We start from the raw sequence: 25,600 nt of genomic DNA, 5'->3' as shown, positions 1-25,600 counted from the left end.
GCGGAAACTTTCACGACGGGGAAAGCCGGAAAGGGCGCTGACGTGCACAACACCGGAGCCGACGGAACGACGGCGAACGGCGAACCGAGTGGTGTGGACCACGTATTCCTGTCACTGGAACGCGAGTTGGCGGTATTTCTTCGCCGGGCCCGCGCCTCTTCCGGCGAATTGGCCAGGGAAGTCCACCCCGACCTGGAATCGGCCGCCTACGGCCTGCTCGTCCGCCTCGCGGACGCCGGCGCCCAGCGGGCCACCGGGCTGGCCGGCTACTTCGGCGTCGGCAAGGCGACGATGAGCCGCCAGCTGCACGCCCTGGAACAGCTGGGCCTGGTCGCACGGGAGCCCGATCCGGCCGACGGGCGGGCGGTCCTGGTGCGCATCACCGACGAGGGCCGCGACCGCTTCAACCGGGTGCGCAACGCCCGCCGGGCCCTCTACGCCCGCAGCCTGGCCGCCTGGGACCGCAAGGAAGTCGCCGAACTGGGCCGCCTGCTGCACCGCCTCAACGCCGAACAGGGCGGCGACGACGCCTCGTAGCCCCGGCAAACCTCTCTGCCGGAGACCGTCCGGAAGTGGCCCTTGCGGCGGGCGCCCGCACCCTCTACGGCACTCCGGGCGGCACGGCCTGATGTGTCACGTCCGCGTCCGTCACGGCCGTACGTGGATCACCGCCGCGTCGTCCTGCGGCTTGCCGCGCGGGTGGGCGGCGCCGTCCGGGTCCGCCGCCTCCGCCGTCCGCACCTCGTCGATCAGCGCCTGCGGCCCCCGCTCCGCCACCAGCGCCGCGCAGTCCGCCCAGGAGCCCTCGCGGAAGACCTCGACCCAGCGGCCCGCGCCGTCGCTCAGGGCGGTCAGCGAACGGACGTCGGCGCGCGGCGTGCGGCCGGTGACCGCGCGGGCCGCCACCGAAGGATCGGCCGCCGCGGTGAAGAACCCGCCCTCGGCGTTGCGCAGCGCCTCGACGGCGCGGCCGTACTCCCGGCCTGCCGCGGCACGTTCGGCCGAGCCGCGGGGCAGTGCCCGCACAGCGGCGCGCTGCGCGCTGACGGCGGGCGGCAGTTCGTCGAGGCGGGGGTCGAGTACCGGCCGCACGCTGCCGTCCGCGCGCTCGATGAGGAGCACCGAGTCGGACAGCACGAGGTGTTCGACGGCCTCCCCCGACCAGCGCGCCATCACGACGGTTGCCTGCGGCGTGCGGGCGTGAGAAAGGTCACAGGTCGACCGGTGAATGTCGGCCGTACGGGAGATGGCCGCGGCCAGTACCTCAGGGAGCGTCATATCCCGGCGTGAACCCGACAGTTCGAGCAGCGCGCCGCCGAGCCTGGCGGTGAACCAGGACACCGCGTGCACGCAGCCGTAGTCGTCCTCCGGTGGCGTCACGCCGTCCAGGAGCACCAGGACTCCACCCTGGCCGGAGGCGGGAAGGGCGATGGACGCGTAGTCCTCGTTCGGGAGTTGGGGGCTGCCGGGCTCGGTGGCGAGTTCGATGCGCATGGCCGGAAGTCTGCCGGAGTGCGGCGGGACCGCCGGTGGCCGGACGCGGGCGGCGCGCACGGCGGGCGGGGCGGGGGAGTGCGGCGGGCGGGGCGGCCGGGGTGCGGTGCGGCGCGATGCGGGCGCGCATCTTTGCAGGAGCCGACCGGTTCTCCAAACCTGTCCCAGGGTTGCGTCAGGTTGCAACGGGCATTGCCCGTGCACGGAAGTTGATGGTCAACTTCTGATTGATGTTCACTCATTCGCGTGGCCGGGCAAGCGTTGCCGAGCCACTGTGCGGTGCCGGTGGAAGGGTCAATTCCCGGATCATGGGGGCGGGCCAGGACATTCGTCGCGTCGCGCAAAGCCGGGCTGTTTCCCTTCGCGGAAGTGTGCACTGCTGCGGTTTTCGCGCAGGTCCGCCCCGCGAGCGGAAACCGAGCCGGACCCGCGCGCCACACGGCGTGGGCAGGCGAGACAGGAATGCGAGCAGCGGTGCGGAAGAAGCGGCTTCGGGGCAGCGCAGGGAAGCCGGGATCACCGGCCCGTTCGGTCTCAGGACCGGGTACGGGAGCGGACCCCGGTTCGGGCACGACCTCCGGTGGCGACCCCGCGCGCAGACGCCCCGCGCGGGTGCGTAACCGGCTCATGGGCGCGGTGGCCGTGGTGGCCGCCGCCGTTCTGGGCGCAGGCGCCCCCGCCCTGATCGGCGCGGCCGACCAGGCGCAGTCCGGCCAGCACCTGGTGGACCTCGCCGAGCTGGACTCCCGGGCTGTCGCGCTCGCGCACTCCCTGGCGGACGAGCGCGACAGCATGACCGAGTACGTCGCCACCGGCCGCAGCGCGCAGTCAGGCGCCGGCGCATCCGAGGCCCAGCGCTCCCGCGTGGACCGGCAGCTGCGCGACCTGCGCTCCGAGGCCCAGGACGCGTCCGGTGACACCCCCGGTTACGTCGCCGCCGAGAAGCTGCTCGCCGCGCTGCCGCAGACCCGCCAGGAAGCACTGTCCGGCTCCGGGCCCGCCGAGGACACCTTCGCGTCGTACACCAGGGTCGTCCAGGCGCTCGGCGCCATCTCCGAGGACATCGCCCGTGCGCTGCCCGCCCGAGACGACGGCGCCGACGCCGACACCCGTGCGCTGCCCTCGCTCGGCCGCGCCGTCGACCAGGCCGCCGCCACCCGCGCCCTGCTGCTCGCCGCGCTGCACGCCGGCGGGCCGCAGGCCAAGCTGACCGGCGCCGCCCAGCTGACGCACCTGCGCGAACAGGGCGCGCTCGCCGACTTCGCCCAACTGGCGAGCGAGAAGGCCCAGGACAGCTACGACAGCACCGTCAACGGCGCGGACGTCACCACCGCCGAGCGCTACCTCACCCGGCTCACCGACCAGCCGCACCTGGACGCGGCCGACCTGAGCCTGAGCCGCGAGCGGGTGCAGTCCACCCTCACCGCCCGCATCGGCCTGATGCGCGGCGTCGAGTCCGCCATGGCCACCCAGGACGTCCAGCGGCTCGCCGCGCTGCGCGACGACGACGTGACCGCGCTGGAGATCCGGATCGGCCTCGTCGGGCTCTGCCTGCTGCTCGCCGTCGGCATCAGCATCTCCGCCGCACGCTCCATGACGCGCCCGCTGGCCGCGCTGCGGCTCGGCGCCAAGCGGATCGCCGCCGACCCCGCGCACGAGGCCCCGCTCGCCTTCAAGGGCAGGAACGACGAATTCGCCGACGCCGTACGCGCCGTCAACGCCCTGCACACGCAGGTCGGCGAGGTCGCCAGGCGGACCGCGGAGCTGGAGGGCGAGCGCGGCCGGCTGATCACCGGGCGGCAGCGTCTTGCCGACGAGCGCGAGGTGCTCAACGACGAGCGGGCCGCGCTGAAGCAGGAGGTCGCCGCCCTCACCGAGCGGCTCGCCGCGCTGCGCAGCGGCGTGCACGGCCGGTTCGTCAACCTCTCGCTGCGCACCGTCGGCCTGGTGGAGCGCCAGCTCGGCGTCATCGAGTCGCTGGAGGAGCGCGAGCAGGACCCCGAGCGCCTCGAAACCCTCTTCAAGCTCGACCACTTCGCCGCACGGATGCGCCGCAACAGCGAGAACCTGCTGGTCCTGGCGGGGGCCGAGCACGGCAGTGGGCATCCGGGCCCGGTGCCGCTGCTGGACGTGCTGCGGGCCTCGGTCAGCGAGATCGAGCGCTACGACCGGGTCCGTATCCAGTCGCTGCCGCCGCACTCCCAGGTCGCCGGTTTCGCCGCCGACGACATCAGCCACCTCGTCGCCGAACTCCTGGAGAACGCCACCGCGTTCTCGCCGCCGGACGCGCATGTCGAGCTGTCCGGCTGGCTGCTGGAGAGCGGCGAGGTGATGCTCTCCGTCCAGGACCAGGGCATCGGCATGACCGCCGACCGGCTGGCCGAGCTGAACGACCGGCTGGCGGACGCGGAGGAGGCGTCGACGTCCGAGACCGTCGACGAGTCGCTGGGCCTCGGCCTGTACGTCGTGGTGCGGCTGGCCGCCCGGCACGGCGTCCGGGTCCAGCTGCGGGCCCAGAACCAGGGCGGCGTGACCGCGGTCGTGGTGCTACCGGGATCGATCCTGCCGACCCGGCCAGGACCCGCGGGCACGCGCTCCCCGGGCGCCGACGAGCACGCCGCGGGCCCGACCCTGCCCGGCTCGGTCGCCGAGGCGAACTCCAACACCCTCCAGACGCGGCTGCCCCGGCTCGACCCGGCAACCGGTGCTCCGGCAACCGGTGCCCCGGCGGCGCCCGCCGCTCCGGCCCCCGGCCGCCAGGCGCCCGCCGCTCCCGTGCCGGTCCCGGCCCAGCAGGCCGACCCGCTGGTCGCCGCTGCGGAGCGGGCGATCGACGCGGCCGGCATCCAGCCGCGCCCGCACCCGCAGCACGGGACGCCCCAGGGCCCCGGCCCCGTCGCGCCCTACGCCGAAGCCGCACCCACCGGCCCCGCGAGCCCGGCCGCGCCCGCCGCGCCGCAGGGGCCCACCACGTCGTCCGCGCCCGGACCCAGCCCGTACGGACCGCTGTCCAGCGGCCCGTACGCCACCGGCGCGACCGAACACAGCAGGCCCGACGACGTCCCGCCCGCCGCGGTGCCCGGCCAGGACCACCGGCCCGCGCCCGGCGACGCGCCCGGCACCCCGCAGACGACGGCACCGGACGCGGCACCCGCAGGCCCCGCGGCACCGGCGGGCGAGGGGCGGCGGACCGACATGGGCCTGCCCAAGCGCACGCCCAAGGTCGTGGCGCAGCAGCAGGCGCCCGCCGCCCCGCGCAAGAGCGGAGCGGCCAACGCCGAGGCGCTGCGACGCCGGCTCGGCGGCTTCCAGCAGGGGGCGCGAACCGGCCGCCGTGACGTCGAGGCGGAAATCGCGGAGCGTACAGCGGAGCAGACCATCCCACAGACGGACACCGACGGAGCGGGGGCCCCGGGAGAGAGCCACGTTGTCGAGGAGGCACGCGATTGAAGGCGCAAGCGCCCACTGCTTACGGGCAGGGCCCCAGTAGTCAGGCCCGGAACCTGCACTGGCTGTTGACCAATCTGGTCGATGAGGTCCCGGGCATCCGCTCGGTTGCCGTCGTGTCATCCGACGGTCTGCTGCTGCTCTCCTCCGACCCGGCACGGGCGGACGAGGCGGCGCGGACCGGAGCGGACGGCGGCCCCCGCGGTTCCAGCGCGGACCTGGCCACCATCGTCTCCGGCCTCGGCAGCCTCACGTCAGGGGCCGCCAAGCTGATGGAGGGCGGGCTCGTCAAGCAGACCATGGTCACGATGGACGAGGGCAGCCTGTTCGTCATGTCGATCAGCGACGGTTCGCTGCTCGGCGTCCACGCCACCCCGGACTGCGACATGAGCGTCATCGCCTACCACATGGCGCTCTTCGTCGGCCGGGCCGGACACGTCCTCACCCCCGAACTCCGCAGCGAGCTGCGCAAGTCGATGGAGAGCCAGTGAGCAGTGCCCCTCAACTCCCCGTGCGCGGCGGGGAACGCAAACCCGCGCGGGTCAGGCCCTATTCGCTGACCGGCGGCCGCACCCGGTTCGGCCACGTGCTGCTCGTCGAGACGTTCGTGGCCGCGCTCGACGCACCCGACGAGCGGCGCGAGCTGACGTCCGGCGGCTGGGGCGACCGGGTCATGCCGGAGATGCGTGCCATCGTCGAACTCTGCCGCCGGATGCGCTCCGTCGCGGAGATCTCGGCGCTGCTCAAGATGCCGCTCGGCGTGGTCCGCGTGCTGCTGAGCGACCTCGCCGACCAGGGAAAGATTCGCGTCTACGGCACCGGGCACGGCACCGGCAGGCCCGACCGCGCGCTGCTCGAAAGGGTGCTGAGTGGACTTCACAGGCTCTGACACGATATCGGCCGGGCCGACGGCGTCCGCCGGCTCCGTGGCGTCCGGCAGCGCGGCGACCCCCGCCGACGCGGGACTGCAGAGCTGGCAGACGGACCGGTCACAGGCGCCGATCGCCACCAAGATCGTGGTGGCCGGCGGCTTCGGCGTCGGCAAGACGACGTTCGTCGGCTCGGTCTCGGAGATCACCCCGCTCCAGACCGAAGCGGTGATGACCCAGGCCAGCGCGGAGACGGACGACCTGACCGCCACGCCCGAGAAGACCACGACCACGGTCGCGATGGACTTCGGGCGGATCACCCTCGACCAGGAGCTGGTGCTCTACCTGTTCGGTACCCCCGGGCAGCAGCGCTTCTGGTTCATGTGGGACGACCTGGTGCGCGGCGCGATCGGCGCGATCGTGCTGGCCGACACCCGGCGCCTGGAGGACTGCTTCCCGGCGCTGGACTACTTCGAGAGCTGCGGCCTGCCGTACGTCGTCGCGGTCAACCACTTCGAAGGGACCGCGGCCTACGCCGTGGAGGACGTGCGCGAGGCGCTGACCGTGCCGCCGCACGTCCCCATCGTGATCATGGACGCGCGCAAGCGCTACACGGTGATCGAGTCGCTGCTGGCACTCGTCGCCCACGCGCTGGAGACCACGCCCGAATAACCCGCCCGAACCGCACGTCCGATCAGGCTGCCTGCCGCCCCCCCCGAACCACCCCCCTCCCCAGCAGCAGCAGTAAGCAGAGAAGAGCACCGCCATGCGGAAGATACTCATCGTGGGAGCCGGCCAGTCCGGTCTCCAACTCGCCCTCGGGCTCCAGTCCCAGGGGTACGAGGTCACCCTGATGTCCAACCGCACCGCCGACGAGATCCGCTCCGGCCGGGTCATGTCGACGCAGTGCATGTTCCACACCGCGCTCCAGCACGAGCGCGACATCCAGCTCAACTTCTGGGAGAGCCAGGCCCCGCGCATCGAGGGCCTGGGCGTCTCGGTCGCCGCACCCGGCAGCCACGCCGAGCCGGGCGGCTCGCAGCGCGCCATCGACTGGGTCGGCAAGCTGGACGGCTACGCCCAGTCCGTCGACCAGCGGGTCAAGATGGCCGGCTGGATGGAGACCTTCGCGCAGCGCGGCGGACAGCTCGTCATCCACGGCGCGGCAGTCTCCGACCTGGACTTCTTCGCGAGCCGCTACGACCTGACGCTGGTCTCGGCCGGCAAGGGCGAGCTGGTCTCCATGTTCGGCAGGGACGCCGCCCGTTCGCCGTACGACGCACCGCAGCGCGCGCTGGCCGTCGCGTACGTCCACGGCATGGGCCCGCGCCCCGAACACCCCGAGTTCGACGCGGTCCGCTGCAACCTCGTCCCCGGCGTCGGCGAACTCTTCGTCATGCCGACGCTGACCAACTCGGGCCGTGCCGACATCCTCTTCTGGGAGGGCATACCCGGGGGGCCGCTGGACGCCTTCCAGGGCGTCAAGGACCCCAACGAGCACCTCGCGCTGACCCTTGAGCTGCTGGAGAAGTTCCTCCCCTGGGAATACGCGCGCTCCACCAAGGTCGAACTGACCGACGCCCACGGCACACTGGCCGGACGCTATGCCCCGACCGTGCGCAACCCGATCGGCCGGCTGCCCTCCGGCGGCCTGGTGCTCGGCGTCGCCGACGTCGTCGTCGCCAACGACCCGATCACCGGACAGGGCTCCAACTCCGCGTCCAAGTGCGCCGCCGCCTACCTCGCCTCCATCGTCGAGCACGGGGACGCGCCGTTCGACGCCGCCTGGATGCAGGCCACCTTCGACCGCTACTGGCAGACCGCCCAGCACGTCACGAAGTGGACCAACGCGATGCTGGCGCCGCCGCCCGAGCACGTGCTGAACATCATCGGCGCGGCCGGCCAGCTCCAGCCCGTCGCCGACCGCTTCGCCAACGGCTTCGACGACCCGTCCGACTTCGAGAACTTCTTCTTCGAGCCGGACAAGGCCAACGCCTACCTCGCGTCGCTGACCGGCGGCCCGACGGCCTGACACCCGCGCATTCCCCGGCCGGCGCGTCCGCGAGCGCGGTGCCCCGGCCGGGCTGGTCAGACGCCGGGAGCCGAGGCCGACGCGACGGCGGTGACCTGCCGCGGCGGGGCGTACTTCGGCACCGGCGCGCTGCCGGCGTCCGGACGTACCGCGCCGAGCAGCGGATTGGACGCGAGCGGCGAGATCTTCACGGCCGCGCCGGGATGCGGCGCCTGGACGACCTTGCCGTCGCCCGCGTAGAGCGCCACATGCGTGGCCCCGGGGAAGTAGAGCACCAGGTCACCCGGGCGCAGCTGCCGCAACGGTACGTGCGGCAGCCGCTTCCACTGCTCCTGACTGGTGCGCGGGATCGCCCGGCCGGCCTGCGACCAGGCCCGCGACGTCAGCCCCGAACAGTCGAAGGCATCGGGCCCCGTGGCGCCCCAGACGTACGGCTTGCCGACCTGGCCGAGGCTGTACGACAGCGCCCGCTCGCCGACCTGCGAGGGCGCGCCGCCCCGGCCGACCGTGCCGTTCGCGAGCAGCGCGCGCTGGGCGGTGCCGACGTTGCGGTTCTCCAGCCGCCCCAGCTCGGCGAGTTGGTCCCCGGAGAGCGAGGCCAGCATCCGCTCCACGTCCCGGAGCCGCCGCTGCACCGTGTCCCGCTGCTTCCCGCGCCGCTCGGCCAGGGAGCGCTGCCGGACGAGCGCGGCGCCCGCCTGCCGGGCCAGCGCCGCGGCCCGCTTCTCGCCCGCGGTCAGCCGGGCGACGGCCGCGGCCTGCCCGGCGGCCGCCTCCTGGAGCAGATGCCCCTGGTCCATCGCCCGCTCCGGATCCTTTGACAGCAGCACCCGCAGATACGACGAGACCGCGGCAGGACCTGCGCCCTGGTACTGCATCCGCGCCAGCCGCCCGGCGTCGGCACGCCCCTCGGCCAGCTCCGAACGGGCCTGCCGCAGCCGGGAGTTGAGCACCGCGGACCGCTGCTGCGCCTTGGCGAGCCCCTCCTGCGTCGCGTTGAACGCCTCGGTGGAGGTTTCGGCCGTGCGGTAGAGCGTCTGGAGCTTACGGAGGAGGGCGGCGGGGGTGGTGTCGGTGCCGATCCTGACATCGGCCCCGGCCCCGGCCCCGGCCCCGGCCCCGGCGCCCGCGTCCGCCTCGGCGCTCGCGCCCGTGCCGCCGCCGTCCGTGCCACTGCCGTTCGCGCCGCCGCCCGTACCGTTGTCGTCCGGCCCGGCATCCGGCCCGGCGTCCGGCCCGGTGTTCCTCCCGGGCTCCGTGCCGCCCGACCCGGTGCCTTCGGTGACGGTGCCCAGGCCGCCCTCGCCCGTATCGGACGAGCCGACGTCCGGCGAGCCGTCGAGGGAGCCGGAGGTGGAGGTGGAAGAGGAACTGGAGCGTGAACCGGGGGCGTCGACAAGCAGGTTGGTGCGGGGTTCGCCCGCTGTTCCCTGGCCGGCCACGACCGGTGGGGTGGGCAGGGTCAGTGCCGCGGCGCCGATGAGCGCCGCGGCGCAGGCCGACCGCAGAATCCGTCCGGACACGTCTCCTCCTCCGCCGCCCGCTGCCGGATGCCCGGCCGCGGGGCCCGGTCACCGGGGTGCGAACCGTTCGGATGGTGCCACGCCGGTCGTATCTTCGGAGCGAAGGGGGAGGTATCGGTCGATCAGGTCACTCGATCAGCCGCCGAAGTAGGCGTCGAAGTTCTTCTGGAACTCCCAGTTGTTGAAGCGGTCCCAGTTGACCGACCAGGCCATCAGGCCGCGCAGGTCGGGCCAGGCGCCGTGCGGCCGGTAGCTGCCGCAGTCGGTGTTCTTCGTCAGGCAGTTGAGTGCCTTGGTCACGTCGGCGGGGGAGGTGTGGCCGTTGCCCGCGTTCGGTGAAGCGGGCAGCCCGATGGCGACCTGGGAGGGCTTGAGCGGCGGGAAGACGCGGTCCTTGTTGCCGGCCACCGGGAAGCCGGCCAGCAGCATGTCCGTCATCGCGATGTGGAAATCCGCGCTGCCCATGGTGTGGTACTGCTCGTCAAGGCCCATGATCGGCCCCGAGTTGTAGTCCTGGACGTGCAGCAGGGTCAGGTCGTCGCGCAGTGCGTGGATCACCGGGAGGTAGGCGCCGGCCCGCGGGTCCTGGCCGCCGTACGGGCCCGATCCGTAGAACTGGTGGCCCAGTTGGACGAAGAAGGTCTCCGGCGCCATGGTCAGCGTGAACTTCTCGCCGTACTGCGCCTTGAGGCTCTTCACCGCCGCGATGAGGTTCACGATCGCGGGGGTGGTGGGCTTGGTGAAGTCGGTGTCGCCGTCGTCCAGGGAGAGGGAGTGGCCCTCGAAGTCGATGTCCAGGCCGTCCAGGCCGTAGCGGTCGATGATGTCGCCGACCGACTTCACGAACGCGTCCCGGGCGCCGGTGGTCGTCAGCTGGACCTGGCCGTTCTGCCCGCCGATGGAGATCAGCACCTTCTTGCCCGCCGCCTGCTTGGCCTTGACCGCGGCCTTGAACTCGTCCTCGCTCTCCACGCCGGGACACTCGGTCTGCGGGCAGAGCGAGAAGCGGATGTCGCCCGATGTGGACGAGGTCGGTTCGCCGAAGGCCAGGTCGATGATGTCCCAGCTGTCGGGTACGTCGGCGAGCCTGGTGTAGCCGGAGCCGTTGGCGAAGCTGCTGTGGAGGTAGCCGACGAGGGCGTGCGGGGGGAGCGCGGCGGTGTGCTGCCGGCCGTTCGCCGGTGCGGTGGCGTGCGCGGGGCTCGCCTGGGCGAGGGCCGCGAGGACCGCGGTGGCGGCCAGCGCGGCGAGCGCGGCCGGCACCGCGCGGGTGCGCCGGACCGCCGCACGGCGGGCGCGGCCGGGGTGGACGGGGCGGGGCGGGCGGAGACGCATGGGGGCTGCTCCTTCGGTCGACGGCGCTGAGAGGTGTCCGCGAGGCGCTGCGGCTTGCGGGTGGGAGGCGCGGGTCGAGGGTGGCGGGGGGCCGCCCCTGTGGCGGTGGGGCCGGCCAGGGAGGCGGGACGGCTCCCCTGCGCAGGCAGCAAACAGGACTAGACCACTGCTGTCAATGGTCCGGACCAGACTCGGAGTCGGCGCCCGGGAGCCGTGAGCGGGCCGGGCCGGAAGGTGGTGAGGTGCGGGCGGGCGACTCGCACGGTCGTCGGATGTGGCGCCGTGGTACTGCTCAACGGGCCTTTGTCCAGGGCCACTTGAGCGCCCGGCCGATCTCGCCCTCCGGGTCGTACGCGAACCGCCAGCCGCGCGGCAGTCCCAGGCGGCCCGCAGGGCCCGGCTCGCGCCGGTAGACGTGCACCGTCGGCGGGGTGCGGCCGTGGCCCGGCACGGGCACCGTGTAGACCTTCGGCGGTCGGCCGGTGGCGCCGACGAGCACCGGCAGCACCCGGCCGTCCAGGGGGCCGCCGGTGAAGGGCGTGTTCTCACTTCTCACGACCCCAGTGTCACACCGGACGGGAGGCGGGCGTCCGCCGCCGTTCGCCCGGTGTGCGGGCTCAGAGCAGGTGGCCGGCCTCGGCGGCCACCGGCAGGATCCGCCGGGCCAGGTCGCCGGCCGGCCCGTCCTGCGTCTCCAGGGCCAGGGCCCTGCTGATCACCCGCGCGGACTGCGGGTCGCGGGCCGCGGTCGCGGTCAGCAGGGCGATGAAGTGGTCGATCAGCCAGTCGCGCAGCTCGTCCAGGGCGGGCTGCTTGTCCTCGTCCAGCCAGATCAGCGAGGCGGCCTCGACCGCGGTGATCCAGATCCGGACGGTCATCCGCAGCCGCAGGCCGGGCTCCGGCTCGCCGAGATGGCGCAGGATCTGCTCCGCGGCGGTGCGCCGCACCTCGTCGACGATCGCGGTGGTGCGGGTCGTCTCCACCACGCTGCCGCCCTGGAGCAGGGCGCTGAAGCCCGCGTCGTGCTCGTCGACGAACGCCAGGTAGCGGTCGAGGGCGCGGGCCAGGCGCCGGGTGAGCGGTCCGGTGGCCGGTTCGTCGAAGCAGCCTTCGAGCACGTCGGCGGCGCTGCGCAGCGCGGACTCGTACAACTGCTGTTTGCCGCCAGGGAAGTAGCGGTAGACCAGCGGCCTGGAGACCTCGGCCGCGTTCGCCACATCGTCCAGCGAGACGTCCTCGGGGGCGCGTTGGGCGAACAGGCCGAGCGCGGCGGCGAGCAGCTGGCTGCGGCGTTGCTCGACGCTCAGCCTGCGGTAGGCGGGCCGGGGTACTGCTGGGGCGGTGCCGCTGCCGTTCATGGACAGCAGCGTAACCGCCCCGCCTTTGCGGTCGTACAGCCGCACGGCCGCGGTGTCCTGAACCGGCTGCCGCATCCGGGGCGGTCAGGCCAGCAGCCCGGAGCTTTTCCACAACTTGCGTCCTGCGCCCCGGAGTACGCCGATTTCGTCGAGGAAGTCGGTGAGCCGCTGCGCGCCGGACTGCATCACCTCGCGGCGGTGGCCGCTCGCCTTCACCTGGGCGACCGCCGCGCGCCTGTCCAGGCCGACGCGGGCGTAGACCTCCGGGTTGACGAACGCGATGGAGAAGACCCGCGCCGCCTCGCCCGAGCTGATCCGGGTCAACTCCTTTTCCCAGCGCGGCGCCGTCACCATCTGGCGGCGCAACTCCTCGCGGGCGTACCGGACATGGCGTGCCTCCTCGACGACGTGGATACGGGTCACGCCGCGTACGAGGGTCTGCACCCGCTCGTCCGGGAAGGTCAGCCGCTGCATCCAGTCCAGGATCTCCTCGCCGAGCAGGGTGCAGGCGAACGAACCCGGCGTGGTGGAGACCGTCTTGAGGATGCGGGCGAGGTTGTGGTTGAGGCGGGAGACCGGGTACGCCGGGGCGCCGGCCTTCTGGATCATGCGGGCGAACATCGTGGAGTGCCGGCACTCGTCCGCGATCTCGGTGAGGGCGTAGCGGACGTGCGCGCTGGTCACCGGCTTGTCGTAGATGTGCCGTACCAGCAGCTGCATCAGGATGATCTCGAACCAGATGCCCAGCGAGGCGAGCGAGGCGGCCTCGTGGCGGGAGAGGTCCTGCTGCTGCTCGACCGACATCGTGCGCCACAGCGGGGTGTCGTAGAGCGAGACCAGCTCCGGCGGCCAGAACCACTTGCCGTCTTCGAGCGGTGCGTCCCAGTCGAGTTCGGTGTCGGGGTCGAAGGAGTGCTTGGCGGAGGAGTCGAGCAGGCGCTCGGCCACCTGTTCGCGGTCCTTGAGCAGCCCGAGGGCGTCCCGCAGGACTTCGGTGTCCGGCACGGTCATTGCGGTCGTCGCGCGCGTCATGGCTGTGGCTACCTCGCTCATGGGTTACCGGCGGTCAGGTCTTATGAGACTGCCTGTCAGCAAGCTCGTCAATCCCTTGCGCATGAGTTATTGACCCGCCGGTAAGAAGCGTGTGAGCCTGCCAACGAGCCCCTTCCGCCAGGGGGTTGGTGATCCGAGGAGGCGCCCGTGTCGACCCGCGAGCTGTACGTCCAGGACCCCGGTGACGCCCTCTGGAAGGTGCCGGCCACCGGCGCGGCCCGCTTCAGCTGGGAGTACGGCGACGGGCGCGAGCGACTCCTCGCCCTCTACCAGAAGGGCAAGGACAAGCAGTGGGACGCCACCTCGCGCATCGACTGGGACCTGGAGGTCGACCCCAAGAACCCGCTCGGCACCCCGGACGAGTCGATGGCCCTGTACGGCACGAAGTACTGGGACAGGATGACCGAGAAGGACCGCGGGGAGCTGCGGCAGCACTACACCTCCTGGCAGTTCAGCCAGTTCCTGCACGGTGAGCAGGGCGCGATGGTCTGCGCGGCCCGGATCGTCGAATCCGTCCCCGACCTCGACGCGAAGTTCTACTCCGCCACCCAGGCCATGGACGAGGCCCGGCACGCCGAGATCTACAGCCGCTTCCTCCAGGAGAAGACCGGGATGCTCTACCCGGTCAACGACAGCCTCCGGGCGCTGCTCGGCGACACCCTCAAGGACGCCCGCTGGGACATGCCCTACCTGGGTATGCAGGTCCTGATCGAGGGCCTGGCGCTGGCCGCCTTCGGCATGATCCGCGACACCACCACCAAGCCCCTGCCGAAGCAGATCCTCACCTACGTCATGCAGGACGAGGCCCGCCACGTCGCCTTCGGGCGGATGGCGCTGCGCGACTACTACCGGCAGCTCACCGACGCCGAACGGCGCGAGCGCGAGGACTTCGTCATCGAGGGCTGCTACTTGATGCGCGACCGGCTGCGCGGCCTGGAGGTGCTGGAGAACTTCGGCATCCCGGGCGAGGAGGCGGCCGAGATCACCGAGAACTCCGAATTCCTGCACCTGTTCAGGAAGTTGCTCTTCAGCCGCATCGTGCCCTGCGTCAAGGACATCGGCCTGTGGGGCGAACGGCTGCAGCGCGCCTACGTCGACATGGGCGTCTTCGAGCTGGGCGACTCCAGCCTGGACCTCCTGATGGCGCAGGACGAGGAGCTGGCCGAGCAGCTCGACGCGGAGCGCTTCGCCGCCGAGGAAGCGGCCCGCACCGCCGAGATCGCCGAGGCCATCGCCGAGGGCGGGCGGGAAGAGGCGTGACAGCGGGCCTGCCGGGTCACTCCCCGTCGGCGGCGGCGCGCAGTGCGGCGATGTCGAGCTTCTTCATGCCGAGCATCGCCCGCATGGCGCGGGTGGCGCGCAACGGGTCCGGATCCTCCAGCAGCGCGTCCAGCTCCTCGGGGACGACCTGCCAGCTCAGCCCGTAGCGGTCCCGCAGCCAGCCGCACTGCACCTCCTTGCCGCCGTCCGTCAGCCGGGACCAGTAGTGGTCGACCTCGTCCTGGTCGGTGCAGCTGATCAGCAGGGACACCGCCTCGTCGAAGGTGAACTCGGGGCCGCCGTTGATCGCCGTGAATTCCTGGCCGTCGAGCAGGAAATCGACGGTCAGTACCATGCCGGCCGGACGCGGGCCCGCCTCACCGAAGTGCGAGATGTGGGTGATCGAGGAGTTCGGGAAGACCGCGACGTAGAACTCGGCGGCCTCTTCGGCCTGGGTGTCGAACCAGAGATTCGGGGTGATCTTCGGCATGGCGCTCTCCTGGGGTCATCGGGCGGTGCCTCCCCCCCCTGGTAATGACGGTGGCACCGGTCGTGGGAGTGCGCCATCCCGGTGACCCGCGCCGCGGCGGCGGCCCGCCGAGGCGCGCCGCCCCCGCTTCGGCCAGGTCAGCGGCGGCCCGACCGCGCCATCCAGCGCCCTTCGTGCCGTGACACCTCGATCGGGCGGCCGAAGCAGGCCGTCATCCGGTCGCCGGTCAGCACCTCGCCGACCGGCCCGCGCGCCTGGACCCGGCCGTCGCGCAGCAGCAGCGCGTGCCCGATCGCGGGGGACAGCTCCTCCAGGTGATGGGTGACGGTGACGGTCGCCAACTCCGGCCGCCCCAGGGCGAGCCGGTGCACGGCGTCGATCAGGTCCTCGCGGGAGGGCAGGTCGAGCGCGTTGAACGGCTCGTCGAGCAGCAGGAGTGACGGGGCGGCCATCAGCGCGCGGGCGATCAGGAGCCGGGCCCGCTGCCCGCCCGAGCACACCCTGTACGGCCGGTCCGCCAGCTCCTTGCAGTCCAGCTCGGCGAGCAGCTCGTGGGCCCGCTCGCGGGTGGCGTCGTCGTACGCGCGCCACAGCGGCTGCACGGTGCCGGTCGCGCCGGTCAGCACCACCGTGTGCCCGGTGGCGTCCTGCGGGACCTTCTGGGCGCCGGACACCAGGCCGATCACGGCGCGCAGCTCGCGGACGTCCACCGCGCCGAGCCGGTGGCCGAGCACATCGACCGTGCCGACGGTGGGGAACATCAGCGCGCCGACCAGGCGCAGGATGGTCGTCTTGCCCGCGCCGTTCGCACCGAGCAGGGCCCAGTGCTCCCCGGCGCGTACGGTCCAGTCGATGGCGTCGAGGATGACCTGTCCGGTGGTGTGACGGCGGACGCCGACGCCGTCCAGCGCGGCGATGACGCGGGCCGCCCCTGGATCGGAAGGCTGCGAAAGGGTCATGCGCCGCAGGCTAGCTGTAGACGGCACGTTTCGGAGCGGGTGTCCGGGGTGTGGACCCGGGGCCGGCTCAGGCCAGGCCCAACAGCTTCCGCACCCGCGCGTACTTGGCGGTCAGCCGCTCACGGGTCGCCGCGTCGAGGACCGCGAGCCGCGCCGGATCGGCGTTGTGCGCCAGATCGGACTCCTTGACCAGCAGCGCGCCCGGTGTCGCCAGGATGCGCGCGGTGTACGCCTCCACCGGCTCGCCGGGGCGCTTGGTGACGGCGAGGATCATGTCCTTGGTCGCCGGGGTCAGCGCCGCACCGGCCAGCCACGTACGGGACAGCGCCTCGTCCTCGATGGCGTCGTGCAGCCAGGCGGCGGCGATCTGCTCCCGGCTGCCGCCGCGCCGCCGCACCCCCTCGGCCACCGCGGCCAGATGCCCGGCGTACGGCGCGCCCGCCTTGTCCTTCTGCCCGGCGTGCGCGCGCCGGGCCAGCGCCTCGACCTCGGCGAGGGAGAGCAGGGGCGCGGTGCCGGATGCCGTACGGGAGTCGGTCATGCGGCCATTGTCGCGGACGGCCCGGCGGGCGGCCCTCAGCGCAGCGCGGCCCGCATCACCGCGCGGGCGATGGGCGCCGCGCTGCCGCCGCCGCTGATCTCCGCACGGTCGGCGGCCGCGTCCTCGACGACCACGGCGACCGCCACCGCCGGATCGCCGGAGTTGTCCGCCTTCGCCCAGGAGATGAACCAGGCGTAGGGGACGCCTTCGTTGTGCTTGCCGTGCTGCGCGGTGCCGGTCTTCCCGCCGACCGTGGCCCCGTCGATGGCGGCGTGCCGGCCGCTGCCGTGCTCGACCACGTCCACCATCATCCGCTGCAACTCCTGCGCGGCGGCCGGGCTCATCGCGCGGCGCGGCGTGGCGCGCGGCCAGGTGGCGAGGGTGCTGCCGGAGGCGTCGGTCACCTTGTCGACGAGGTGCGGCGGCATCCGCTCGCCGTCGTTGGCGACGGCCGCGGCGACCGTCGCCATCTGGAGCGGGGTGGCCGTGGTGTTGTACTGGCCGATGGCGGAGAGCGCCAGCTGTGCGGTGTCCATCCGGGTGTCGAAGGTGCTCGTCGCCACGGATGAAGGGATGCGCAGCCCCGGCTCGTTGAAGCCGAACCGGCGTGCCGCGGCGGCCATCGCGGGCTGCCCGACGGCGACACCCAGCCGTGCGAAGACCGTGTTGCAGGAGACCCGGAAGGCGTCCGTGAGGGTGGCGTCCTCGCAGTCGTCGGACTCGTTGCCGAGCCAGGTGTCCGTGCCGGGCAGCGGGTAGGGGTCGGGGGAGTCCGTGGGGGCCTCGATGTCGCTGACCGCCCCGCCGTCCAGCGCGGCCGCCGCGGTGACGACCTTGAAGACCGAGCCGGGCGGATAGGTCTCGCGGATCGCGCGGTTGAGCATCGGCCGGTGCGCGGCCCCGTTCAGCCGCCGCCACGCAGCCTCCACCGCACGGCCGTTGCCCGACAGCTCGCCCGGATCGTACGAAGGGGTGCTGGCCAGCGCGAGGATCCGTCCGGTGCGCGGTTCGACGGCGGCCACCGCGCCCTTCTTGCGGCCGAGTCCCTTGAACGCGGCGCGCTGTATGGCGGGTTGGATGGTGGTCGCGATGTCGCCGCCCCGCCTGCGGGTGCGGTTCAGGCCGTCCCACCAGGGGAACGCGGCGAGTCGTTCGTCGGCCCCGGAGAGGATGCCGTCCGCCGCGCGCTCGATGAGCGAGGTGCCGTACGTCTGCGAGGAGTAGCCGGTGACCGGCGCGTACAGCGGCCCGTCGGTGTAGGTGCGTTCGTAGCGCAGCCGGCCGCCGCTGTCCCGGGAGCCGGTGACGGGCCGGCCGGCGACCAGGACGGCACCCCGCGGCTTCTCGTAACGGGCGATCTCCGCACGGCGGTTGGCCGGATCGGTGGCATAGCGGCCGCCCAGGAAGACCTGCACCCGCGTCGCGTTGACCAGCAGCGCGACGATCAGCAGGAGGCAGAAAGCGGCGGCGTGCCGGGTGCAGCGGATCACCGGCCGGTCTCCGGTGACGCGTCCGCCGTGTCCGACGCTTCCGACGCGTCCGGGCGCGGGGTGCGGGCGCGGTCGCTGAGCCGGATGAGCAGCGCGACGATCAGCCAGTTGGTGACGACCGACGAGCCGCCCTGTGCGAGGAACGGCATGGCCATCCCGGTGAGCGGGATCAGGCCCATCACGCCGCCGGTGATGATGAAGACCTGGAGGGCGGGGAGCGCGGCGAGCCCGGCGGCGAGCAGCCCGCCGAAGGGGTCGCGCAGGCCGATTCCGGCGCGGAAGCCGCGGGCGATGAACAGCGCGTAGAGCAGGAACAGGGCGGTCAGCCCGGCCAGCCCCAGCTCCTCGCCGAACGTCGCCAGGATGAAGTCGGACTTCATGGCGAAGCCGATCAGGGACGAGTGGCCGCGGCCCAGGCCGGTGCCCAGCAGGCCGCCGGAGCCGAACGCGAACAGCGACTGCGCGAGCTGCCCGGGGCCCTGGCCCGCGGCGATGCCGGCGAACGGATGCAGCCAGTCCTCGACCCGGCCGTGCACATGCGGTTCCAGGGCGCCGACCGCGGCCGCGCCCGCGCCGGCCAGCAGCAGGCCGATCGCGATCCAGCCGGTCCGCCCGGTGGCCACGTACAGCAGCACGACGAAGATGCCGAAGAAGAGCAGCGAGGTGCCCAGGTCGCGTTCCAGGATCAGGACGAGGACGCTGACCAGCCAGATCGCCAGGATCGGCCCGAGCACCCGGCCGGCGGGCAGGCGCAGTTTCCCCGCCAGGCGGCCGGTGCGGGCCAGCGCGCTGCGGTTGGCGGCCAGATAGGCGGCGAAGAACACGGTGAGCAGCACTTTGGCGAACTCGCCCGGCTGGATCGAGAACCCGGCGGCCCGGATCCAGATCTTGGCGCCGTTGACGGCCGGGAACAGGATCGGCGCGATCATCAGCAGCAGGGCGAGGGCCGCGCACCGGGAGGCGTGGCGCCGCAGCCTGCGGTGGTCGCGCAGCAGCAGGACGGTGACGGTGAAGAGCGCGACGCCGACCGCCGACCAGACCAGCTGCGCGGGCGCCGCCCGGTCGTGGGGGGTGTCCAGGTCGAGCCGGAAGATGAGGACCAGGCCGAGCCCGTTGAGCAGGACGGCGATGGGCAGCAGCAGCGGGTCGGCGTGCGGTGCGCGGAGGCGGACGGCCAGGTGGGCCAGGAGGGCGAGGGCGCCGAGGCCGGCGCCGTAGCGTGCGGCGCCTGCGGGGACGGCGTGCCGGGTGGCAAGACCGACGACGGCGTAGCCGCAGACGCTGATTCCGACGGCGGCCAGGAGCAGGACCAGTTCGGTTCCGCGGCGCCGGGGGAGCAGCGGGAGGGGCGGGGGCGCGTCCGGTGCCGCTGGGGTGCCGGCGGCCGGTGCCGGGGCCGGAGTCGGTGCCGTTGCCGTCATGCTCCGCAACGTAGCAAGCGGTGAGGCTTATGCGTGTTATGTCGGAAGTGCTGGCTCTGTGGTGTCCGCGGCGTGGAACAGGAATGCCGTGGTGACGGAAGTGCGGGTGTCTCTCTGTATGGCGGGCGATTACGGGCGGTGGGGCCGGAGTTCGGGTGCGTCCCGCGGCGTGTAAGGGAAATCCCCGGGACTTCCCTGACGTTCTCCGGGGTTGTTCACTCGGCGTCGGCAAGGGCAGTTTGTAAACTCGTCGGAAAGGACAGGGGCCGAGCTCGTCACGCTGGATGCGGGCGACCGGGCACACCGGTTGAGGTCGCGGACCGGCCCGTGACCACCGCAAGCGAGGGGCTATGGCGTACAACACATCCGTGCACGCCGAGCGGGCGCCCCGTGCTTCCTCGGCCCCTTCGGGCCGCCGAGTGCGGATGACCGTCCCCCTCGACGAAAGGCAGTATTAGCGTCATGACGACTCTCCGTTCCCGGATCATCGCCTGGGCCGGCCGCCTGTATCTGGCGAGAACGCGAAAGAAGGGCTTCGATCTGTCTCGAATGTCCTTCTTGCCCGAGTCTGTCCTGATGCCCTTGCGGCGTGACGGACTCGATCCCGTGAACGACCTCGGCGCCGTCCGGGAGAAGGAGCCCGTCACGAAGCTTCCGGTGCCGATAGCCGCGAACGTCTGGCTGGTCACCGGCTATGACGAGGTCAAGGCGGTACTCGGCAAGGCCAACGCCTTCAGCTCGGACTTCACCAACCTCGTCGGCAAGGCCGGCGCGGGCGCGGAGCAGAACCCCGGCGGTCTCGGATTCGCCGATCCGCCCGTGCACACCCGGCTCCGCCGGCTGCTCACCCCGGAATTCACCATGCGCCGCCTCGGCCGGCTGACGCCGCGTATCCACGAGATCGTGGAGGAGCGGCTGGATGCCATGGAACGGGCAGGCAAGAACGGCGAACCGGTCGATATCGTTCACCACTTCGCGCTGCCCATTCCGTCGCTGGTTATTTGTGAACTGCTCGGCGTGCCTTATGAGGACCGTGCGGATTTCGAGCGCCTCAGTGCCGCCCGTTTCGATCTTTTCAGCGGGGCGAATGCCTCCTTCGGCGCCATATCGGAGTCTCTTTCTTATTTCCGGGACGTCGTCAAGAAGCAGCGTCAGGATCCCGGCGACGGACTGCTCGGCATGATCGTCAAGGAACACGGCGACTCGGTCAGCGACGAGGAACTGGCGGGGCTCGCCGACGGCGTGCTGACCGGCGGCTTCGAAACCACTGCGAGCATGCTGGCGCTCGGCGCCCTGGTCCTCCTCCAGGACCCGGAGCATTTCGCAGCCCTCAAGGACGGTGACGAATCCGTCGACCGCTATGTGGAGGAACTGCTGCGCTACCTCACCGTGGTGCAGGTTGCCTTCCCGCGCTTCGCCCGTGAGGACCTGGAAATCGGCGGCGTGCAGATCGCCTCCGGCGACGTGGTGCTGTGCTCGCTGAGCGGCGCGGACCGGGACGGCAAGCTCGGCCCGGAGATGGAGCAGTTCGACCCCACCCGTAACGTCCCCTCCCACCTGGCCTTCGGCTACGGAATCCACCGCTGCGTCGGCGCGGAACTGGCCCGGATGGAACTCCGCGCCGCCTACCCCGCACTCGTCCGCAGGTTCCCCACCATGCGTCTCGCCGCCGGACCGGAGGAGCTGACATTCCGCAAGCTGTCCATCGTTTACGGCATCGACTCCCTGCCGGTCCACCTCGACGGCTGACGGCGACCGGCGGCCGCACCCCGCCGCCCGCACCCCACCCCTGACCGGGCACCCGGCCGACCGCCGCGTGCCCGGTCTTCGCGTACCGGGCGCCCGGCACATCTGCCCCGAAGTCGCCCTTACCGCACGCCACTTGGACCACGACCCCGTTGCCCGGCGTCCCCCGAGCCCTTACATTGAGCCGCGCCGATTCCGGCCGAGCACCGCTCAACCCGCCGTCTTCGCGGCGGGCTTCGGGAGGACCCCCACATGCGCAGACGCAGCTCCGTCCGTTTCTCCATACCCCTGCGGGCCGCGGCCGCTGCCGCGGCGCTCGCCGCCGCCCTGGCCATGACCGCCGCTGGCCCCGCACAGGGCGCCGCCCCCGCCCCGCCCCCGTCCGACCCGTCCAGCCAACCCGTCGAGTACTTCCCCGGACCCGACGGCCACCCCCGGCACACCACCGTCCCGGCCCCGCCGCCGCTGTCCCGGGCCGACCGGACCGCCATCGCCGCCGACGGTGACGTCACGCCGATCGTGCAGAACGGCGACATCGGCTCCAAGCTCGACGTCGTCTTCATCGGCGACGGCTACACCGCGGCGCAGCAGGAGGACTTCCACGCCGCCGTCCGCGCCAAGTGGGCCAAGATGACCGCGGTCGAGCCGTACGCCTCGTACACCGGCCTGTTCAACGTCTGGGCCGTCGACGCCGTCTCCCACGACTCCGGCGTCTCCGGCGACCCCACCCAGGACGTGGTCCGCGACACCGCACTCGGCTCCGCGTTCTTCTGCAGCGGCACCGAGCGGCTGCTCTGCGTCGACACCAACAAGGTCGAGTCGTACGCCGCCAAGGCCCCGGCCGCCGACCTCGTCGTCGTGCTGTCGCACTCCGCCAAGTACGGCGGCGCGGGCTACAACGACGTTTCCTCGCAGGTCGGTTACGACGGTATCGCCACCGCGTCCGCCGACAACGGCCAGTCCGACCAGATCGCGGTGCACGAGAGTGGCCACTCGCTCGGCAAGCTCGCCGACGAATACGACTACGGCCAGCCGGGGACGTACACGGGCCCCGAGCCCGCCGATGCCAACCTCACCACCCTGACCGCCGACGATATGACGGCCCGTCAGCAGAAGTGGTACCGCTGGATCGGCCGGCAGTCGCCCGACGGCGGCACGGTCGGCGCGTACGAGGGCGGCGGCTACTACCGGTTCGGCCTCAACCGCCCCACCGAGAACTCGATCATGCGCACGCTCGGCCGTGAATTCAACCTCCCGGGACGGGAGGCCATGATCGCCGGCTTCTACCGCCACGCGAGCGCTCTGACCAGCCAGGACGCCACCGGCCGCACCCTGGCCCGCGGGACGACCCTGCACGTCACACCCGCCGCGCACACGAAGCTGACCTGGTACGTCGACGGCCACGAGGCGGCCCTCGCGCGCGGCAGGACAACCGTCGGCCCGCACACGCTCGGCGTCCCCGTCGACGGCCGCACCCACACCGTCACGGCCAGGGCCACCGACCCGACGGCCGCGGTCCGCGACCCGTCGCTGCGGCAACGACTGTCCACCTCGCTGACCTGGCATCTCGCCGGCTGACGCGCCCGCACCCCACGGACCGCCGGGCAGGCGCGCGCCCCTCGCGCCTGCCCGGCCCGCGTCCGCCGGCCGCCCCGGCCCCGGGCGCCACCCCCGCCTGATATATAATTGCGATATGCATCTATCGTCGACATCCGACGAGCAGCGCATCGAACACGCCGCCCGCGGACTCCTCCGGGGCATCGGCAGGCTCTCCCAGGCGCTCTTCCGGGTCGGTGACTTCGGACTGCCGCGCGGGCACGTCTCCGTACTGGACGCGCTGGGCGACGGCCCGCGCCGGGTCACCGAACTCGCCACGTACACCGGCCTCACCCAGCCCCGGGTCACCGTCGTGCTCCAAGAGCTCCAGGAACGCGGCCTCGTCGAACGGACCCGCTGCTCCCGCGACCGGCGCGCCATCGAAACCTCGCTCACACCCGACGGCCGCGACCTGCTGGAGCGGGCACGGCAGCGGATGGCCGCCGCGCTGCTCGAAGGGCTCCGCGCCAACGTCGACGATCCCGAACGCACAGCGGGCGAGGCCCGCGACGCCGTATCGCTCCTGCTGCACGCCATCGAACCGGAGGTCAGTTGACCACCCCAGCCACCACCGAGACCCAGGACCCGGCCGCCGATACCGCACCGGGGGAGCAGACCCGCACGGGCGCCGTCGCCCCGCACCGCGTCGGCGGGCCGAGACGCTGGTGGGACTGGGTGCTCGCCGCCGACCCCGGGCTCGGCCAACTCCAGGCCGGCTGGCGTTCCTTGGTCTCCATGATCACCGCGCTCGCGGTCGGCTACGGGATGTCCGTCGCGCTCGGCCTGCCCGCCATGCTCGGCATGATGGTCGGCGGCATGATGGGCATGATGAGCGCCTTCATGGTCGCCGAGAACACCCCGTTCCGGCTGGCCCGCGCCCTCCTGTGGATGCCGGTCCCGTACTCCGCCGTGCTGCCGCTCTCCGCCTGGCTGCACCACGACCGGGTGCTCGAACTCGGCCTCATGGTCGCGGCGTTGGCAGTGGCGTTCTTCCTCGCACGCTTCGGCGCCCTCGCCCTGCTCACCGGCATGATGATCTTCAACGCCTTCATGGTCGGCATGATGGCGAACATCCCGCTCGACCTCTGCGGCGAACTCTTCGTCGTCGCCCTGGTGTCCGCCGCCGCGGTCCTCGTCGCCCGCCTGGTCTTCTGCTACCCGATGCCCCGCGAGGACCTGCTGCGCACCCAGCGCGCCTTCGTCGTCGAAGCGCGCCGGGTCGCCGACGCCGCCACCGCGGCCCTCGACCCGGACGCCGACCACCAGATCGCCATCACCCGCATGCGACGCAGCCTGCGACGGCTCAACGTCACCACGGTCACCATCGACGGCCGGCTCGCCCAGCCCGAGGTCGCCGCCGACCCCGACACCGCCGAACTGCTCCACCAGCACCTCTTCGACGCCGAACTCGCCCTCCGCGGCATCGGCCAGGCCGTCCAGCAGCTCACCCGCCTCCAGGTGCCCGCACACCTGCGGGAGGCCATGGTCGTCGGCCTCGTCATCGCCCGCGACACCCCGCTCGGCCGGGCCGACGCACTGCGCCCCGCCGCCCAACTCATCCAGCAGCAGGCCGGATTCGTCCTCCAGGACACGCACGCAGGACCGGCCGAAGCGGAGGCCGCCGCCCTCGCCCGCCGCGTCGGCCACCTCCTGGACTCGCTCGCCGACTCCCTCGCCCACTGGCTCGACCTCGGCTGGAACGCGCCCACCGCACGCGCCAAGGTCCCGTTCCAGCCCACCGTCGCGCTGGAACAGAACCGGCCGGCCGGCACCGGAGCCGTCGCCCGGCGCCTCGCCGCGGCCCAGGACGTCCAGGGCTGGCGGCGCGCCATCCCCTACCTGCGCGTCCCGCTGCACGCCGCGGTCGCCGCCGCCCTCGTCTGCCCGATCTCCGACGCCATCGACCCCCAGCGCTTCTACTGGGGCCTGGTCGGCGTCATGATCACCCTGTTCGGCACCAACACCACCCACGAACGGCTGCGCAAACTCGCCCACCGGATGGCAGGCACCATCGCCGGCGCCGTCATCGGCATCGTCCTGCTCCACGTCATCGGCCGCGGCCACATCTACTGGACGCTCGCGGTCATCGTCGCCGGACTGGCCATCGGCGCCTGGGGCATGCAACGCCGGTACGCCTACTGGGTCGTCGGCCTGGTCACCGCCCTCACCCAGCTCTACGGCATGACCACCCCGTACAGCGGCATGGACCACCTGCTCGCCGAACGCCTGCTGGACAACGCCCTCGGCATCCTCATCGCCACCGCCTGCGCCGCGCTGATCTTCCCCGTATCCAGCCGGAAGATCGCCCAGGAGGCCGAACGCGGCTACGTCTCGGCGCTGGAGCACCTGATCTCCCAGATCGTGCTGCGCTGGGAGAACCCGGAGGCGCCGGTACGGCTGCGCGGCGCGGCCCGCGGCGTCGACGCGGCCCTCTTCCAAGTACGCGGCGTGCTCCGCCCGCTGGTCCGGATGCCGATGGGCATCCGCGGCCGCGGCGCCGAGAACCGCCTCGCGCTGCTCGCCAACGCCACCGGTCACGCCCGCGCCCTCGCCGCGGCCGCCGACATCGACATCGACCTCGCCCCGCACCTCGGCGAGCGCGTCGCCCGCATCACCGCCACCTTCGTGGAATCCCTGCACACGCTCGACCGGCACGCCGCAGGCGGCGACCCGGCCGGCACCTGGGTCCGCGTCAGCCCCCTCATCCGCGAACTCGAAACCGTCCTCCAGGCCCCGCCGGGCCCCCGCGCCCACCGGCTGCACACCGCACTGCGCGAACTGGCAGCCCTGGACGAGGCGTTGGCCGGCTACGCCGAACAACGCGGTCTGACCCTCACCACCGCCACCCCCGCCCCGGCCACCCCGCACCACCCCGAAGCCTCCGCACTCCCCACCACCCCAACCGTCCCCACCACCCCCGCCGAACGCCGCACCCAGGCCGCGCTCGCCGCCTGGGCAGCCCGCAACCAACACCCGCGCACCACAC

21 protein-coding genes and 1 pseudogene are annotated in these 25,600 nt (G+C 72.6%); 11 read left to right on the top strand and 11 right to left on the bottom strand.

Annotated elements, in window-relative coordinates; translation table 11 throughout:
• Positions 1–42: 42 nt before the first annotated feature.
• A complete protein-coding gene (locus LIU39_RS15090; RefSeq protein ID WP_227047220.1) occupies positions 43–537 on the top strand; it encodes a MarR family winged helix-turn-helix transcriptional regulator in 495 nt (164 codons plus the stop codon).
• A gap of 111 nt (positions 538–648) precedes the next feature.
• On the opposite strand, the gene LIU39_RS15085 is transcribed toward LIU39_RS15090, so the two are convergent.
• Positions 649–1,494, bottom strand: a complete 846-nt coding sequence (locus LIU39_RS15085) for a protein phosphatase 2C domain-containing protein (protein ID WP_227047219.1) — start codon at positions 1,492–1,494, stop codon at positions 649–651.
• A 612-nt stretch (positions 1,495–2,106) separates the two neighbouring features.
• Here LIU39_RS15085 and LIU39_RS15080 point away from each other — a divergent pair.
• The 5 genes from LIU39_RS15080 to LIU39_RS15060 all read left to right on the top strand — a co-directional run bounded on the left by LIU39_RS15080 (position 2,107) and on the right by LIU39_RS15060 (position 7,842).
• A complete protein-coding gene (locus tag LIU39_RS15080) occupies positions 2,107–4,944 on the top strand; it encodes a sensor histidine kinase (RefSeq protein WP_227047218.1) in 2,838 nt (945 codons plus the stop codon).
• Positions 4,941–5,432 (top strand): roadblock/LC7 domain-containing protein, encoded by a 492-nt coding sequence (locus tag LIU39_RS15075; protein ID WP_227047217.1) that lies wholly within the window; start codon positions 4,941–4,943, stop codon positions 5,430–5,432. Before LIU39_RS15080 ends, LIU39_RS15075 begins: the two co-directional genes overlap by 4 nt.
• A complete protein-coding gene (locus tag LIU39_RS15070; RefSeq protein WP_227047216.1) occupies positions 5,429–5,830 on the top strand; it encodes a DUF742 domain-containing protein in 402 nt (133 codons plus the stop codon). The genes LIU39_RS15075 and LIU39_RS15070 overlap by 4 nt, the downstream gene beginning before the upstream one ends.
• A gap of 37 nt (positions 5,831–5,867) precedes the next feature.
• Positions 5,868–6,482 (top strand): GTP-binding protein, encoded by a 615-nt coding sequence (locus tag LIU39_RS15065; RefSeq protein WP_227047215.1) that lies wholly within the window; start codon positions 5,868–5,870, stop codon positions 6,480–6,482.
• Between the two features lie 94 nt (positions 6,483–6,576).
• Positions 6,577–7,842, top strand: coding sequence for a styrene monooxygenase/indole monooxygenase family protein (locus tag LIU39_RS15060; RefSeq protein WP_227047214.1), 1,266 nt, complete (start codon positions 6,577–6,579; stop codon positions 7,840–7,842).
• Positions 7,843–7,898: 56 nt separating this feature from the next.
• Here the strand turns inward: LIU39_RS15060 and LIU39_RS15055 are convergent, their stop codons facing one another.
• The 5 genes and pseudogenes from LIU39_RS15055 to LIU39_RS15035 all read right to left on the bottom strand — a co-directional run bounded on the left by LIU39_RS15055 (position 7,899) and on the right by LIU39_RS15035 (position 13,090).
• Positions 7,899–9,365: a C40 family peptidase gene (locus LIU39_RS15055; RefSeq protein WP_227047213.1), complete on the bottom strand. Its 1,467-nt coding sequence runs from the start codon at positions 9,363–9,365 to the stop codon at positions 7,899–7,901.
• A 135-nt stretch (positions 9,366–9,500) separates the two neighbouring features.
• A pseudogene (locus LIU39_RS15050) lies at positions 9,501–10,517 on the bottom strand (chitinase); the annotation flags it as partial.
• Between the two features lie 475 nt (positions 10,518–10,992).
• Positions 10,993–11,256: a DUF8847 domain-containing protein gene (locus LIU39_RS15045; protein WP_227047212.1), complete on the bottom strand. Its 264-nt coding sequence runs from the start codon at positions 11,254–11,256 to the stop codon at positions 10,993–10,995.
• Positions 11,257–11,317: 61 nt separating this feature from the next.
• On the bottom strand, positions 11,318–12,058 hold the full coding sequence (locus tag LIU39_RS15040) for a TetR/AcrR family transcriptional regulator (protein ID WP_227047211.1): 741 nt from the start codon (positions 12,056–12,058) through the stop codon (positions 11,318–11,320).
• Between the two features lie 84 nt (positions 12,059–12,142).
• Positions 12,143–13,090 carry an AurF N-oxygenase family protein gene (locus LIU39_RS15035; RefSeq protein ID WP_227047210.1) on the bottom strand — a complete coding sequence of 316 codons (948 nt, stop codon included), beginning with the start codon at positions 13,088–13,090 and terminating at the stop codon, positions 12,143–12,145.
• A 168-nt stretch (positions 13,091–13,258) separates the two neighbouring features.
• On the opposite strand from LIU39_RS15035, the gene LIU39_RS15030 reads away from it, so the two are divergent.
• Positions 13,259–14,371, top strand: coding sequence for a ferritin-like domain-containing protein (locus LIU39_RS15030; RefSeq protein ID WP_227047209.1), 1,113 nt, complete (start codon positions 13,259–13,261; stop codon positions 14,369–14,371).
• 16 nt (positions 14,372–14,387) lie between these two features.
• Here the strand turns inward: LIU39_RS15030 and LIU39_RS15025 are convergent, their stop codons facing one another.
• From LIU39_RS15025 to LIU39_RS15005, 5 genes are all read right to left on the bottom strand, one after another.
• Positions 14,388–14,861, bottom strand: a complete 474-nt coding sequence (locus LIU39_RS15025) for a VOC family protein (protein WP_227047208.1) — start codon at positions 14,859–14,861, stop codon at positions 14,388–14,390.
• A gap of 137 nt (positions 14,862–14,998) precedes the next feature.
• On the bottom strand, positions 14,999–15,820 hold the full coding sequence (locus tag LIU39_RS15020; RefSeq protein ID WP_227047207.1) for an ABC transporter ATP-binding protein: 822 nt from the start codon (positions 15,818–15,820) through the stop codon (positions 14,999–15,001).
• Positions 15,821–15,887: 67 nt separating this feature from the next.
• Positions 15,888–16,361 carry an HD domain-containing protein gene (locus LIU39_RS15015; RefSeq protein ID WP_227047206.1) on the bottom strand — a complete coding sequence of 158 codons (474 nt, stop codon included), beginning with the start codon at positions 16,359–16,361 and terminating at the stop codon, positions 15,888–15,890.
• A gap of 35 nt (positions 16,362–16,396) precedes the next feature.
• The gene (locus LIU39_RS15010) at positions 16,397–17,851 is read right to left on the bottom strand and encodes a penicillin-binding transpeptidase domain-containing protein (RefSeq protein ID WP_227047205.1); all 1,455 of its coding nucleotides are present in this window, start codon (positions 17,849–17,851) and stop codon (positions 16,397–16,399) included.
• On the bottom strand, positions 17,848–19,272 hold the full coding sequence (locus LIU39_RS15005; protein WP_227047204.1) for an FtsW/RodA/SpoVE family cell cycle protein: 1,425 nt from the start codon (positions 19,270–19,272) through the stop codon (positions 17,848–17,850). Before LIU39_RS15005 ends, LIU39_RS15010 begins: the two co-directional genes overlap by 4 nt.
• A gap of 462 nt (positions 19,273–19,734) precedes the next feature.
• Here LIU39_RS15005 and LIU39_RS15000 point away from each other — a divergent pair, with 462 nt between their 5' ends.
• From LIU39_RS15000 to LIU39_RS14985, 4 genes are all read left to right on the top strand, one after another.
• Complete coding sequence (locus tag LIU39_RS15000) at positions 19,735–21,021, top strand: cytochrome P450 (protein WP_227047203.1); 1,287 nt, start codon at positions 19,735–19,737, stop codon at positions 21,019–21,021.
• Between the two features lie 249 nt (positions 21,022–21,270).
• On the top strand, positions 21,271–22,596 hold the full coding sequence (locus tag LIU39_RS14995) for a M64 family metallopeptidase (protein WP_227047202.1): 1,326 nt from the start codon (positions 21,271–21,273) through the stop codon (positions 22,594–22,596).
• A 115-nt stretch (positions 22,597–22,711) separates the two neighbouring features.
• Entirely contained in the window at positions 22,712–23,170 is a 459-nt protein-coding gene (locus tag LIU39_RS14990) for a MarR family winged helix-turn-helix transcriptional regulator (protein WP_227047201.1), read from the top strand.
• On the top strand, positions 23,167–25,600 hold a 2,434-nt coding region (locus LIU39_RS14985; protein WP_227047200.1), incomplete at its 3' end, for an FUSC family protein. The genes LIU39_RS14990 and LIU39_RS14985, both read left to right, overlap by 4 nt.

Source organism: Streptomyces pinistramenti (assembly GCF_020564935.1).
Lineage (GTDB): Bacteria > Actinomycetota > Actinomycetes > Streptomycetales > Streptomycetaceae > Streptomyces > Streptomyces pinistramenti.
This window is presented reverse-complemented; position numbering and strand designations above follow the sequence as displayed.